Below are 13,679 nucleotides of genomic sequence, written 5' to 3'. Positions count from 1 at the left end.
GTCTGCAATCGACCGGGCGCGGGCGGCGACGTTCAGCGCGGTCAGCGGCGCTTGACCTTGCCCTTGCCCTTGCCGGCTTTTTCGTCTTCCTCGCGTTGCAGGCGTTCGCACTTGCGCACCATGTTCAGGTAGTACACGGCGCTGCCGGCGAACAGGATGATGGGCAGCGCCAGGGACATCTCCAGCAGGCTGCCGGGGAAGGCGCTGGGCACCCAGTGGTGATAGAGCAGGATGCCGATCGCCAGCAGCACCGAGTACAGCAGGCCGTAGCCGCCGGCCTTGCGCGATTCGCGGGCGAGGTCGAGGGGCGGGCGATTCAGATCGTTGGGCTCGAACATGGAGGTCTCTGGCAGGCACTGAAGAAGGCGCTAGTCTAGCGCCTGGACTCGCGCCGGTCGCCACTGCTCGGGCACCCCGGACAAGACGTCGCAGGGGTTGCCCGCCACTCGTTCACGCGATGTTCAGGCAGACCTAAGCTTGAAATCTTATCCTTTGCAGCCATTTAGAGGCCTGACGATGGCAAGCGAGCAGGTCTCCTTGTAAGCTCGATCAGTTATTTGAACGCGCATAATGCGCACGGATAAGGAATCAACATGAAACAGTATCGGTTGGCAGCAGCGGTGGCCCTGGTGGGTCTGGTTCTGAGCGGCTGCGACTCCAAGCCCAAGGTCGAGCTGGAAAGCCCGGCCCAGAAGGCGTCCTATGGCATCGGCCTGAACATGGGCAAGAGCCTGGCCCAGGAAGGTATCGATGACCTGGATCCCAAGGCCGTCGCCCTGGGTATCGAGGACGCCGTTGGCAAGAAGGACCAGAAGCTGACCGATCAGCAGCTGACCGAAGCCTTCGCCGCCCTGCAGAAGCGCGCCGAAGAGAAGATGACCAAGGTCAGCGAAGACAACGCCAAGGCCGGCAAGAAGTTTCTCGAAGAGAACGGCAAAAAGCCTGGCGTGATCACCACCGCCTCCGGCCTGCAGTACGAAGTGGTCAAGAAGGCCGACGGCCCGCAGCCCAAGCCCACCGACGTGGTCACCGTGCACTACGAGGGCAAGCTGGTCGACGGTACCGTGTTCGACAGCTCCATCAAGCGTGGCACCCCGATCGACCTGCCGGTCAACGGCGTGATTCCGGGTTGGGTCGAGGCGCTGCAACTGATGCATGTCGGCGAGAAGATCAAGCTGTACATCCCCTCCGAGCTGGCCTACGGCGCCCAGAGCCCAAGCCCGGCGATCCCGGCCAACTCGGTGCTGGTGTTCGACCTGGAACTGCTCGGCATCAAGGACGCCGCCGCTGCCGACGCCGAAGACGCCCCGGTCGCGCCGGCTGCCGATGCCCCGGCCGCTGCCGAAAAGGCCCCGGCCAAGAAGTAAGCCGCTTCCGCTGTATCAGACGCCCTGCCTTGCAGGGCGTTTTACGTTGGGCGGCGGGAAACCCTGACGCAGCGGTGCGATCAAAGCTGAGGTGCAAAGCCCTGCGCCAAAGGGGTCGCTGCCCACCGTTCTCCATTGCTCGAGGTGTCCATGAAGCCGCCGAAGAATTTTGATCGCTATCTGGGTATCGCCCAGCGCCTGCTGATCCGTGGCCGCCTGCCGGCGCTGCTGCTCGGCGTCGCGCGCAAGACCAGCAAGCGTGGACTCAAGCTGGGCGAAGCCCGTAAGACCCTGGGACTGTTCCATCAGTTGCTGCTGGCCTGGTGGCGTGGCGAGTATCGCGGGGTCAGCCGCAAGACGCTGCTGACCGTGGCCGGCGGCCTGGTCTATTTCCTGCTACCCATCGACCTCATTCCCGACTGGGTGCCCATGTTCGGTCTGCTCGACGACCTCGCCGTGCTGGCCTGGGTCGGCAAGGCCTGCAGCGACGAGCTGGACGGCTTCCGGGCCTGGCGCGCCAACCGTACCGCAAGTCAGCAGGCGGCCCTGGCCGCGCTGCCTGACCGGCACGAACAGCCGGCGGCAGGTGTCGCCCTCGATCAGCTGCGGGACTGATTGGCTTGAGCGTACGCATCAGTCGTCAGCACTGGCTGGCCTTGCTGGATGAACTGGAAAGTGCGCGGCGCAGCCGCAGCCTGCTGACCTATCGCTCGGTGATCGAACGGCTGGGGCTGCCCCAGCCGGCGATGGTGACTCTGACCACCGCGCTGGAGTACCTGGCGGCCCTCGATCGTCGCGCGGGCCGGCCCCTGCGCAGTGCGCTGGTGGTGAGTCAGAGCGGTACGCGTATTCCCCGTGAAGGATTCTTCGACTGCGCCCTGCGCCTGGGTGCCCTGGACGGCTCGCCGCCGGTGAGCGATGCAGTCAGCTGGCACGCGGCCGAGGTGACCCGGGTATTCGACCACCGCTATCCCGACCATCGCCTCGAATAGGGTTCAAGCCCGCATCAGGTGCAGGCTGTAGCCGGGCACCCGCTTGGCGTTGCGCTTGGCTTCCGAGGCGAGGCCGGCCAGGCCGCTGGCATCCACCCGCTTGCCGGCCTCCTTGTCCAGTGCCACGACCCCCAGTGACAGCGACAGCAGCGGATACTCGCGGCGGCGGCCGTCCCTGTCGTAGGCGAGAAAGCAGCCGGCTTCCAGGTGTTCGCTGCGATAGAAATGCCGGCAGCGCTCCTGGAAGCCCGCCATCAGGCCGTTGAGTCGCTGTCGCCAGTCCGTGGAACCCAGCACCACCAGAAAGTCGTCGCCACCGATATGGCCGACGAAGTCCTGCTGCGGATCCAGGCGTTCGGAGAGGGTCTGCGCCAGCGAGAGCAACACCTCGTCGCCCTTGGCGTAGCCATAGAGATCGTTGAAGGGCTTGAAGCCATCGATGTCGACGTAGCACACCACGGCTTCGCGCTGCTGATCCAGCAGGCGTGTGAGGCACTGCTGGATAGGCACGTTGCCTGGCAGCTGGGTGAGGGGGTTGGCGTGCTTGGCCTGCTGGATGCGCTGCTCGGTGATCAGCCGCAGGACATCCATCACCCGACCGACCCCGACATAGCGGCCACCCTCGGTGATGATGAAATCCTCTTCGATGCGTTGGCGTGCCCGCGCGGTGAGCAGGCGGCTGACCTGCTGCAGCGACTGGTTGGTTTCGGTGGCCAGGAAATCCTGGCTCATCAGTCGGGCGATGGGCTTGCGCGCGAACACCTCGTGGGCGAAGGGCTTGAGCAGCGCCGAACTCAGCTCGTGGTGATGGACGATGCCCACCGGGCGATCGTCCTCGTCCACCACCGCCAGGGTATTGAGGCTGGGTTGCAGGCGGAAACGCTCCAGTACCTCGGGGATCAGCATGTCCTGGCCGACCGCGACCTGCTCGACCCTGAGGCTGGCGACGGTGGTCGCTTCCTCGGCGAAGTCGGAGCTGCGGGTGGTGATCACCGGCAGCAGGGTCTGGATCTCGCGCGGCGGGGCCGCCGTCGGGCGCCCCAGCAGATAGCCCTGCACCAGGTCGACGCCCATGCTTGCCAGGGTCGACAGCTCTTCGTGGGTCTCGATGCCCTCGGCGATCACCTGGGCCCGGGAGGCTTCGGCCATCTTCAGGATGGAGCCGACGAATTCGCGTTTCACCGCATCGCGGTGGATGGATTCGATGAAATGCCGATCGATCTTGACGAAATCCGGGCGCAACTCCGACCAGCGCCGGAGGCTGGAATAGCCCGCGCCCAGATCGTCGAGGGCGATGGAGAAGCCCATGGCGCGGTAGTGGTGCAGGGCGGTGGCCAGCAGCGCGAAGTCATCGATGGGCGCCTGTTCGGTCAGCTCGATCACCACCTGGGCCGGCGAGAGCCCCAGGCGCTGCAGCAGCTTGAGGGTCTGCCCCGACTGATGCGCCGGCTCCAGCAGGGTTTCCGGGCAGACATTGAGAAACAGCAGGCCATCCAGGGCCAGTTCGCGAAAGGTCTGGCAGGACTGCTGGCGGGCGGCGATTTCCAGTTCGGACAGGCAACCGGCCTGGCGCGCGGTGGCATAGAGGGGCAGCGGGGATTGCAGCGGCGTATTGGAGGCGCCGCGAATGAGCGCCTCGTAGCCCAGGATGCGTCGCTCGCTCAGCGAAACGATGGGCTGAAAGAGCGAATGCAACTCGCGGTTGGCGAGAATGCGATCCAACACCCCAGCCTGGTCGTTAAGCGTCATGGTTAGCCTGCAGGAACCCAGAAACGAAAATGCCCGGGGATCGCACTTGGCGACCCCCGGGCATTTCACGACAGAGATATGACGCTTTGATGTCAGCGCTTGGGTGGCGTCTGACTCAGGTCGAGATAGTCCAGCAGTACATGACCCGACTCCATCAGGTAGGCGTCGTCCTGCGGCTTGGTCTTGTCGTCGTCGATCGCCGGGTTGTCCTCGTCGATCTTCTTCAGCTCCTTGAGCGGGGCTTCACCCTTGCCCTGGCGCCGCTGGTTTTCCATGGCCAGCTGGCGATTGTCCAGGGCGGTCTGCTCGGCCCGGCGCTTCTGCTCGTTGAGGCTGATGGTGGTGTCCGCCGCCAGCTCCTGGGCCAGCTTCAGGCGCTCGCGAGCGAAGATGAAGTCGGGATCCTTCCCCACCCGCAGGTCATGGCGCTTGACCAGTTCCGGCAGGTAGTTGGCGAAGGGATTGCTCAGGCCGGTCACCGCCGGGGCGATGGTGTCCCAGGGCATGGAATCGGGCAGGGCGCTCTCGCCGATCTGCTTGGTGTCCACCACCGCCGGGTAATCGATGTCCGGCAGGACGCCCTGATGCTGGGTGCTCTGGCCGGAGACGCGATAAAACTTGGCGATGGTCAGCTTAAGCTCGCCATGGTTCAGCGGCTGGATGGTCTGCACGGTGCCCTTGCCGAAGGTCTGGCCACCGACGATCAGCGCCCGGTGATAGTCCTGCATGGCGCCGGCGAAGATCTCCGAGGCCGAAGCGGACAGGCGATTGACCAGCACGGTCAGGGGGCCCTTGTAGAAGGCGCCGCCTTCGTCGTCGGCCAGCACCTCGACCTTACCGTCGCCATTGCGCACCAGCACGGTGGGACCCTGGTCGATGAACAGCCCGGTCAGCTCGGTGGCTTCCTGCAGCGAGCCACCACCGTTGTTGCGCAGGTCAAGGACGATGCCGTCGACCTTTTCCTTCTGCAGCTCGCCGATGAGCTTCTTCACGTCACGCGTGGTGCTCTTGTAGTTCGGATCGCCCGCGCGATAGGCCTTGAAGTCCAGGTAGAACGCCGGCACGTCGATCACGCCGAGCTTGTAGTGCTTGCCCTCGTGGGGCACGTCGATCACGTGCTTCTGCGCCGCCTGCTCTTCGAGCTTGACCGCTTCGCGGGTGATGGTGACGATCTTGGTCTTCTGGTCGTTCGGCGCATTGCTCGCCGGGATGATCTCCAGGCGCACCTTGGAGTTCTTGGGCCCGCGGATCAGCTTGACCACCTCGTCGAGGCGCCAGCCGATGACATCGACCATTTCGCCGTCACCCTGGGCGACGCCGACGATCTTGTCGGCCGGAGCGATCTGCTTAGACTTGTCGGCCGGGCCGGCCGGGACCAGGCGCAGGATCTGCACGTAGTCGTTGTCGTTCTGCAGCACTGCGCCGATGCCTTCCAGCGACAGGCTCATGTTGATGTCGAAGTTCTCCGCGCTTTCCGGCGAGAGATACTGGGTGTGCGGGTCGTAGGACTCGGCGAAGGCATTGATGTAGGTCTGGAAGACGTCTTCGCCACGGGTCTGGTTGAGGCGCGCCAGCTGATTCTTGTACCTCTTGGTCAGCTGCTGCTGGATCTGCTGGTCGGTCTTGCCGGACAGCCGCAGGCGCAGCACCTCGTCCTTGAGCTTGCGATGCCAGAGATCGTCCAGCGCGGCGGTGTCCGCCGGCCAGGCCGCCTTCTCGCGATTGGTGTTGAAGGACTCGTCGACACTGAAGTCGAGCTTGCCGATGCCGGCGTTGAGCAGCCCCAGCCCATAGTTCAGCCGCTCGGTCATGCGCTGGGCATAACGGCGGTAGATGGCGAAGCCCGGTTCGAGATTGCCCTGCTTGAGGTAGTCGTCGAAACGGGTGCGCGAGGCGTCGAATTCGCGGATGTCGGCGGCATTGAAATACAGCCGGGCGGGATCAAGCATCTTCAGATAGCTGTCGTAGATCTTGATCGACTGGGCATCGTTGAGCGGCGGCTTGCTGTAGTGGTGCCGCTTGAGCAGTTCGACGATGTTGAGGCTGGCGATGACCTGGTCGCGGTCGGGTTGCAGTTTCTCGGCGCCTACCGGCGCGTTGGGCTTGGCGAAGAGGGGCGTTGCGCTGACGCCAAGCAGGACAACGAGGGCGGTACGGGACAAGAGCTGCTTCATGTGTATTCGACTAATGCACGGAAAGGAATAGGCTATAGGCCCTTCCCGGCCCGGGCGGTTCCGCGGCCAGGGGAAGTATGACGGGCGCTGACGAAAGTCGTCTGACGGCGGTCTGAGGGGTAGCGGCGATCGAAAGGGGTAGGCTGTGACAGCCCCGCGTCTTCCGGTCCGCTCGACTCCCGCAGAACCCGCCGGCGCAGGCGCTTTTCGTCAAAGCCTGAGCCACTATGGAGGCACCGTGAACGCATTGCAAGGTATCGAAGGGCAACTGGAATGGCAGTCACTGAGCGCTCGCGCTCTGGCGCCAGGGGAAATTCGCATCAAGGTGGCGGCCGCCGGTCTCAACCGTGCGGACCTGCTGCAACTGGCCGGCAACTATCCGCCGCCGCCCGGCGCGCCGGCCACCCTGGGCCTCGAATGCGCCGGGGTGGTCAGCGAGACCACCGCGGATTCGCGCTGGCAGGTGGGTGATCGCGTCTGCGCGCTGCTGGCCGGCGGCGGCATGGCCAGCGAGGTGGTGGTGGACGGACGCCAGGCCGCTTCCGTGCCGGAGGGCCTGTCGTTGGTCGAGGCCGCGGCGCTGCCTGAGGTCTGGGCGACCGCCTGGAGCAACCTGTTCGACCTGGCCGCCCTGCAGCCGGGCGAAAAGGTACTGCTGCATGCCGGTGCCAGCGGCGTCGGCTCGGCTGCCATCCAGCTGTGCAAGGCCTTCGGCAATCCCTGCTGGGTCAGCGTCGGTTCCCAGGATCGTCTGGCGCACTGCGAGCGCCTCGGCGCCGAGGGCGGGGTGCTGCGCAAGACCGATCTGGAAGGCCTGCGCGATTTCGCGCCCTTCCACGTCATCCTCGATCCGGTGGGGGCGAACTATGCATCGCTCAATCTGGATCTGCTGGGCCAGGATGGACGCTGGGTGCTGATCGGCCTCATGGGCGGTCGTCAGGCCGAGATGGATCTGGGCAAGGTGCTCGGCAAGCGCATCCGCATCATCGGTTCGACGCTGCGCAACAGATCCGTGGAATTCAAAGCCAAGACCATGAGATCCCTGGAGGCCAGGGTGTGGCCGTTGTTCGCCGAAGGCAAGCTGAACGTCAACCTGGAACGCCGCTTCGCCGTCCAGAACGCCGAAGCCGCCTTTGTCGCCCTGGAAAGCAACGAGGTGAACGGCAAGGTGGTGCTGGTGCTGGACGAAGGGCTGGAGTAGCACCCACGGGCAGGGTTATCGCGGCCATGGCGGTCCGCCGCTACGGCCGCTCCTACAGATCGAGCCCGCTGTAGGCGCAACTGTCTTTATCGCGGCCATGGGCCGCTCCTACGAGGGGTGATGCTTCTGTAGGAGCGGCCCATGGCCGCGATAACATAGGTGTCTGACTGACTCTACCGCCAGCTGAGGATCGGCCAACCGGCCTGTGCCGCGCGCTCGCGCAATACCGGATCCGGGTTGACCACGTGCGGCCTGCCCACCGCTTCGAGCAGCGGCAGGTCGTTGCGCGAGTCGGAGTAGAAGCTGGCGTTGGCCAGCAGGCTGCGGTCGCCGCCGAGCAATTCCAGCAGCCGGGTCAGCTTGCCTTCGCGAAAGGTCATGACCCCCTCGACCTGGCCGCTGTAGACGCCGTGGCTGAGCTGCAGGTCGATGGCCAGCACCTCTTCCACGCCCAGCCGCTCGGCGATGGGCTCCACCAGATGCACCCCGGAAGCCGAGACGATGATCACCCGGTCGCCGGCGGCGCGGTGGGCGGCGATGCACTTCATGGCGTCGCTGAAGATCAGCGGTTCGATGACGTCCTCGACCCAGGGGCCGACCTCGAAATCCACTTCTTCGGGCGTGCGGCCCACCAGGGGTTCGAGGTGGAAGGCCATGTAGTCTTCCATGGCCAGTTCGCCCTGGGCGTAGGCCGCCATCAGCTCGCTGTCGCGCCGCACGAAGGACTCGCGGTCGACCCAGCCGAGCACGCCCATCTGCTGGATCCAGAGACTGGAGCAGTCACCATCGATAAGGGTTTCGTCGAGATCGAAAATCGCCAGGGTCATGCCACTTCTCTCAGGCTGTCGGATTCGACGGCCAGGGTGACGGCTGTGCCGTTCGCCTGCAAGGCCGACGGGCCATGGTTGAGAACGTCGACATTGAGTTCGCAGGCTTCGGTGGCGATCCGGTAGCGGATCACGTTGCCCAGCAGGCTGTGGCTGACGATGCGGCCGCTGAAACCACCGGCGACGCCGAGCCTTATGGCCTCGGGACGAATCGCCACCTGCCCCTGGAAGGTCTGGCCGAACAGCCGGCTGGCCTGGTCGGCACTGAGCAGGTTGTAGTTGCCGATGAAGCCGGCGGCGAAGGCATCCACCGGCGCCGTGTAGAGGGTCTCGGCATCGCCGCTCTGGACGATGCGGCCCTCGCGCATCAGCACGATGCGATCGGAGAGGGTGAGGGCCTCTTCCTGGTCATGGGTGACGAACACCGTGGTCAGGCCCAGCTCCTGCTGGATGGCGCGAATCTGTTCGCGCAGGTGGCGACGGATGCGGGCATCCAGCGCCGAGAGGGGTTCATCCAGGAGCAGCAGCCGTGGCCGCACGATCAGCGAGCGCGCCAGGGCCACCCGCTGGCACTGGCCACCGGAGAGCTGGTGCGGATAGCGCGTGGCGAAGCCTTGCAGTTCCACCAGGATCAGCACCTCCTGCACGCGCTGCTGCACCTCGTCCCGCGCCAGGCGCTGCATGCGCAGGCCGAAGGCGACGTTCTGCTCCACCGTCATGTTGGGAAACAGCGCATAGCTCTGGAACACCATGGCGATGCCGCGGCGCTGCGGTGGCAGCTGGGTGATGTCCTGGTCGGCCAGCACGATGGCGCCGCGGTCGACCTCGGTGAGCCCGGCCAGGCAGCGCAACAGGGTGGACTTGCCGCAGCCCGAGGGGCCGAGCAGGGTCACCAGTTCGCCCTGTTCGGCATGGAATTCGATGTCGGTGAACAGGGTATTGGCGCCGTAGCGCTTGTGCAGTCCCTTGACCGCGAGATAGCTCATGTCCGCTCCCGATTGAGGCGATTGGCGATCCAGGTCAGCAGCAGGACCGCGAGGAAGTAGGAGATCACCAGGGCGCTGGTCAGGTGGCTACTGCCGTTGCGCAGGTTGTAGAGATAGATCTGCAGCGTCTCGTAGCGTGTTCCCACCAGCAGGTTGGCGAAGACGAATTCGCCGATGAGAAAGGAAAAGGACAGGAACAGCGCCACCATCAGCCCGGTGCGCAGATTGGGCAGCACCACCAGCAGGGCGGCGCGCCAGGAGCTGGCGCCGAGCAGGTGGGCGGCGTCCATCAGGTCGCGCAGATTCAGCGCCTGGAGGTTGTTGCTGATGGCGCGGTACATGAAGGGCAGGGCGATGGTGAAGTAGCAGAACACCAGGATCCAGGGCGTGCCGGTCAGCGGCAGCGGACCACTCGCGTAGAGCTGCAACAGACCAACCGCCGAGACCACCGGCGGGACGGCGAAGGGCAGCAGGATCAGCACGTTCATCAGCGCATCCAGCCGTGGAAAGTGATAGGCGACGGCGAACATGGCCGGCAGGATCAGCACGCAGGACAGCGCCAGGGCGCCAAAGCAGATCGCCAGGGAACGACCGAAGGCGGCGAGAAAGCGCGGCTCGCTCCACAGCTGCAGGTACCACTTGAAGGTGAAGCCCGCCGGCAGCAGGGTCGCCGACCACTGGGTGGCCAGGGAGTAGAGGAGGGTGGCGGCCAGGGGCGTGAACAGGATCAGGAACAGGACCCAGACCACTGTCCGATGATAGAGGCGCTCAGTTCTGGACATGCCGACTCCGCCGTAGCAGCCACTGGTGGACGAGGGTGATCAGGGTCATGAAGGCCACCAGCAGCATGGCCAGCGCCGCGGCCAGGTTGGGCTCCAGATAGATATCGCCGGAAACCAGGGCGGCGATGCGCACCGGCACCACGTTGAAGTTGCCGGTTGTGAGCGCATAGACCGTGGCGTAGGCGCCCAGGGCGTTGGCCAGCAGGATGATGAAGGTGCCGACCAGCGCCGGGCTGAGCACCGGCAGGCCGATGTGCCGCCAGTATTGCCAGGTGCCGGCGCCGAGCAGCGCCGCCGCGTCGCGCCAATCCTGCTTGAGGGCTTCGAAGGCCGGGAACAGCAGCAACACCCCCAGGGGAATCTGGAAGTAGGTGTAGATGAGGATCAGGCCGCCCTTGGTGTAGAGGTTGAAGCCTTCGATCAGTCCGAATTGCTTGAGCGCCAGGGTCAGGCAGCCGTTGATGCCCAGCAGGATGATGAAGGCGAACGCCAGCGGCACCCCGGCGAAGTTGCTGGTCATGTTGGTGAAGGCCACCACGAAGCCGCGCAGCCGCGAGTCGACCCGGGTCAGCGAATAGGCGCCGAGCAGGGCGATCAGCAGACCGCCGACGCTGGACCAGAGCGAAATCTCCAGCGAGAAGCGGATGGCCTGCAGGTAGAAGGGCGAGCCGAGGATCTCGGCGTAGTTGCCCAGGCCCCAGCCACTTTCGCTGGAATTGAAGCTGTTGACGGCGATCCAGGCCAGCGGCGCCAGCTGGAAGGCGCCGAACACCAGCAGGAACGGCAGGATCAGCAGCAGGGCGAGACGGGGCCGCTTCATGCCAGCAACTCCCGGCATAGCGGCTTGTCGTGGGCGAGGCCCAGCAACGTGCAGACGGTACCGCAGAGCTCCACCTGGCGCGGTGTGGCCTCGTCCAGGGAGAAGCCCGCGCCGAAGACGAACAGGGGCACCTCACGTTCTTCCGGGAGCGTCCCGCCGTGACTGCGGTCGTCGTTCATACCGTGGTCGGCGGTCACCAGCACCTGGTAGCCGGCGTCCAGCCAGGCGGGCAGGTAGTGGGAGAGCAGGCCGTCGGCGCGGCGCGCGGCATTGCGGTATTCGGGGCTGGAGAGGCCGTGCCGGTGGCCAGCATCGTCGATGTTCATCGGATGCACCAGCAGGATGTCCGGCGCCTGGGTCAGGCGCAGGTGCTCGGCGTCGTCGAACAGATGGGAGTCCGGGTAGTGGTCGGCGTAATAGAAGTGGCCGTGCTGGATCGGCAGGGCGGTGTCGCTGACATGCCTGTCCCGCGCTTGATCGAAGGGGCTGCGGTTGTAGAGTTCGCTGACCCAGTGATAGGCCGCCGCCGCCGTGGTGAGGCCGGCGGCCTGGGCCAGATGGAAGAGGCTGGTCTGGTTGGACAGCCGGTCCACGCCATTGTGGACGATGCCGCTGCTCACCGGGGGCACCCCGGTAAGCAGGCATTCGTAGAGCGGGCGGGAGAGCGAGGGCAACTCGCATTCGAGCGGGTAGAGGCGACCCCGGCCGGCCAGGCAGAGCGCCTGGAGAAAGCCGAGTCCGTGTTCGGCGACCCTCAGGGCGAGTCCGTCCAGCACGACCAGGATGACCTTCATGACGTCACTGCTGCATGTTGATCAGAACGTGTTCCTGCCAGAGCCGCGGCAGGCGCTTGGAGGTTTCCTCCCAGGCCTTGGCGTCGGCGATGGGCCGGGCCTTGGCGTATTGCGCCTGGGGCAGCAGCTTGGCCTGGACGTCGGCCGGCAGGGTCAGGTGCTCGGCGCGGATCGGTCGGGCATAGCCCTGGGCCAGGTTGATCTGGCCGGCGTCGGAGAAGATGTACTCGCGGGCCAGCTTGGCGGCGTTGGGGTGCTTGGCGTACTTATTGATGATGGTGGTGTAGCCGGAGGTCACCGAGCCATCGGAGGGGATCAGCACCTCGAAGCGCGAGCGATCGATCTGGTCGCGATAGCTCAGGGCGTTGAAGTCCCACACCACCCCGACTTCCACTTCACCCTTCTCGAGGTTGGCCACCACCGGGTTGGTGAAGGCCAGGCGACCCTGCTTGGCCAGCTTGGCGAAGAAGTCCAGCGCCGGCTTGATGTTCTTCTCGTCGCCGCCGTTGGCATAGGCCGCTGCCAGTACGCCACTCACCGCCTGGGAGGCGGCGCTGACGTCGCCGATGGTGACCTTGTAGTTGCCCTTGAGCAGGTCGGCCCAGGAGTGGGGGACGTCCTTGACGGTCTGCTTGTTGACGATGAAGGCGATGGTGCCGGTGTAGGCCAGTGCCCAGTGACCGTCGCTGTCCTTGGCCCAGCTCGGTACCTGGTCCCAGGTGCTCGGCTTGTAGGGCTGGGTAACGCCCTTCTGCACGGCGATGGGGCCGAAGGAAGCACCGACGTCACCGATGTCGGCGGAGGCGTTCTCGCCTTCGGCGGCGAACTTGGCGATCTCCTGGGCGGAGCTCATGTCGGTATCCTGGTGCTTGAGCCCGTATTTCTGCTCAAGGTCCTGCCAGGTACCTTTCCAGTTTGCCCAGCTATCGGGCATGCCGACGCTGTTCACCTCGCCTTCCTTGCGGGCGGCGGCTTCGAGGGTTTTGAGATCGACGGTATCGGCGAAGGCGGTACCGGCCTGTAGCGCAACGGCAGTGGCCAACAAGGAAGCAAGCAGACGGGTCATACGGGTGCTCCAGGTGTTAGGGCTTGGTCTAGGTCAGCAAGACACAGGCCAATCTAGGACCGGGGTATGACGATTTGATGGCAATGCGCCCTGTTTCACTGCTGGCACGGGCGCTGCAATCGTCACCAAGCGGTCATGTGGCCGTCTTAGTCTCCCAACAAACCCTAGTCGAGGCACTCCGGGTGCACCAATCCGAAACTGGTCTAGTCCAAAGAAGTGCGCCGGGTGCCGGTGCCATCCGCCAGGCATTGCAGGAGCAGATCGCCCATGGCCTGCTGCCGGCGATGGAGCGCCTGCCCTCCGAGCGCCAGCTGAGCGAACTGTTCGCCACCACCCGTATCACCCTGCGTGAAGCCCTGCTGCAGCTGGAGGCCCTGGGGCTGATCTATCGCGAGGAACGCCGGGGCTGGTTCGTCGCCCCGCCGCGGCTGGCCTACAACCCCCTGGCGCGGACCCATTTCCACGCCATGGTGGAAGCCCAGGGACGGGTGCCGGCGACCGAGGTCGTGGCGGCGCGGCAGATGCTGGCATCCGCGGAGATCTGTCGCCTGCTGGAGTTGCCGGCGCTGTCCAGCGTCTATCAGATCCGCCGGGTGCGTCGGGTGGACGGCCGGCTGGTGCTCTATGTCGAGCACTACCTCAATGCCGCCTATTTCCCGGGCTTGCTGGAGCACGATCTGCAGCGCTCCCTCACCGAGTTGTATCGCGACCGCTACGGCATTCGCTACGGCGAGGTGCGCTTCGAGATCCTGCCCACGGTGCTGCTGCCGGAGGCGGCCCAGGCGCTGCGGGTGGCGCAGGGCAGTCCGGCGCTGCACATCACCCGCATCAACCACGACCAGCAGGGGCGACTGATCGATTGCGACCTAGAATTCTGGCGGCACGACGCCATCCAGGTCAGGGTCGAGGTGCCGGACTAGG

The 13,679-nt window shown here is 65.3% G+C and carries 14 protein-coding genes; 5 read left to right on the top strand and 9 right to left on the bottom strand.

Going from position 1 to position 13,679, the window contains the following annotated elements:
* Positions 1–41 precede the first annotated feature (41 nt).
* Entirely contained in the window at positions 42–338 is a 297-nt protein-coding gene (locus GSQ95_RS04625) for a hypothetical protein (RefSeq protein ID WP_158891167.1), read from the bottom strand.
* Positions 339–593: 255 nt separating this feature from the next.
* Between GSQ95_RS04625 and GSQ95_RS04620 the strand changes: the two genes are divergently transcribed.
* The 3 genes from GSQ95_RS04620 to GSQ95_RS04610 all read left to right on the top strand — a co-directional run bounded on the left by GSQ95_RS04620 (position 594) and on the right by GSQ95_RS04610 (position 2,359).
* On the top strand, positions 594–1,367 hold the full coding sequence (locus GSQ95_RS04620; RefSeq protein WP_133859356.1) for an FKBP-type peptidyl-prolyl cis-trans isomerase: 774 nt from the start codon (positions 594–596) through the stop codon (positions 1,365–1,367).
* Between the two features lie 150 nt (positions 1,368–1,517).
* Positions 1,518–1,982, top strand: coding sequence for a YkvA family protein (locus tag GSQ95_RS04615; protein ID WP_158891165.1), 465 nt, complete (start codon positions 1,518–1,520; stop codon positions 1,980–1,982).
* Between the two features lie 5 nt (positions 1,983–1,987).
* On the top strand, positions 1,988–2,359 hold the full coding sequence (locus GSQ95_RS04610) for a hypothetical protein (RefSeq protein ID WP_158891163.1): 372 nt from the start codon (positions 1,988–1,990) through the stop codon (positions 2,357–2,359).
* A gap of 3 nt (positions 2,360–2,362) precedes the next feature.
* Here the strand turns inward: GSQ95_RS04610 and GSQ95_RS04605 are convergent, their stop codons facing one another.
* Positions 2,363–4,108 carry a bifunctional diguanylate cyclase/phosphodiesterase gene (locus GSQ95_RS04605; RefSeq protein WP_158891161.1) on the bottom strand — a complete coding sequence of 582 codons (1,746 nt, stop codon included), beginning with the start codon at positions 4,106–4,108 and terminating at the stop codon, positions 2,363–2,365.
* 92 nt (positions 4,109–4,200) lie between these two features.
* Positions 4,201–6,282, bottom strand: coding sequence for a carboxy terminal-processing peptidase (locus GSQ95_RS04600; RefSeq protein ID WP_158891159.1), 2,082 nt, complete (start codon positions 6,280–6,282; stop codon positions 4,201–4,203).
* 238 nt (positions 6,283–6,520) lie between these two features.
* Here GSQ95_RS04600 and GSQ95_RS04595 point away from each other — a divergent pair, with 238 nt between their 5' ends.
* Complete coding sequence (locus GSQ95_RS04595) at positions 6,521–7,483, top strand: NAD(P)H-quinone oxidoreductase (protein WP_178118383.1); 963 nt, start codon at positions 6,521–6,523, stop codon at positions 7,481–7,483.
* Between the two features lie 173 nt (positions 7,484–7,656).
* Here the strand turns inward: GSQ95_RS04595 and GSQ95_RS04590 are convergent, their stop codons facing one another.
* From GSQ95_RS04590 to GSQ95_RS04565, 6 genes are read right to left on the bottom strand one after another with little or no spacing between them, the layout of a single operon-like run.
* Complete coding sequence (locus GSQ95_RS04590) at positions 7,657–8,310, bottom strand: HAD family phosphatase (RefSeq protein ID WP_158891157.1); 654 nt, start codon at positions 8,308–8,310, stop codon at positions 7,657–7,659.
* Positions 8,307–9,296: an ABC transporter ATP-binding protein gene (locus tag GSQ95_RS04585; RefSeq protein WP_158891155.1), complete on the bottom strand. Its 990-nt coding sequence runs from the start codon at positions 9,294–9,296 to the stop codon at positions 8,307–8,309. The genes GSQ95_RS04590 and GSQ95_RS04585 overlap by 4 nt, the downstream gene beginning before the upstream one ends.
* On the bottom strand, positions 9,293–10,078 hold the full coding sequence (locus tag GSQ95_RS04580; RefSeq protein ID WP_158891153.1) for an ABC transporter permease: 786 nt from the start codon (positions 10,076–10,078) through the stop codon (positions 9,293–9,295). Before GSQ95_RS04580 ends, GSQ95_RS04585 begins: the two co-directional genes overlap by 4 nt.
* Positions 10,065–10,898, bottom strand: a complete 834-nt coding sequence (locus tag GSQ95_RS04575) for an ABC transporter permease subunit (protein ID WP_158891151.1) — start codon at positions 10,896–10,898, stop codon at positions 10,065–10,067. The genes GSQ95_RS04580 and GSQ95_RS04575 overlap by 14 nt, the downstream gene beginning before the upstream one ends.
* Complete coding sequence (locus GSQ95_RS04570) at positions 10,895–11,692, bottom strand: alkaline phosphatase family protein (protein WP_158891149.1); 798 nt, start codon at positions 11,690–11,692, stop codon at positions 10,895–10,897. The genes GSQ95_RS04575 and GSQ95_RS04570 overlap by 4 nt, the downstream gene beginning before the upstream one ends.
* Positions 11,693–11,696: 4 nt before the next feature.
* Positions 11,697–12,758, bottom strand: a complete 1,062-nt coding sequence (locus tag GSQ95_RS04565) for an ABC transporter substrate-binding protein (RefSeq protein WP_158891147.1) — start codon at positions 12,756–12,758, stop codon at positions 11,697–11,699.
* Between the two features lie 182 nt (positions 12,759–12,940).
* Here GSQ95_RS04565 and GSQ95_RS04560 point away from each other — a divergent pair, with 182 nt between their 5' ends.
* Complete coding sequence (locus tag GSQ95_RS04560; protein WP_158891145.1) at positions 12,941–13,678, top strand: UTRA domain-containing protein; 738 nt, start codon at positions 12,941–12,943, stop codon at positions 13,676–13,678.
* Position 13,679: the final 1 nt, after the last annotated feature.

Origin of the sequence: Pseudomonas sp. BAV 4579 (assembly GCF_009765395.1) — a bacterium.
Lineage (GTDB): Bacteria > Pseudomonadota > Gammaproteobacteria > Pseudomonadales > Pseudomonadaceae > Chryseomonas > Chryseomonas aestiva.
Note: the sequence above shows the minus strand (reverse complement) of the source record. Positions and strands in the feature narration are given on the sequence as shown.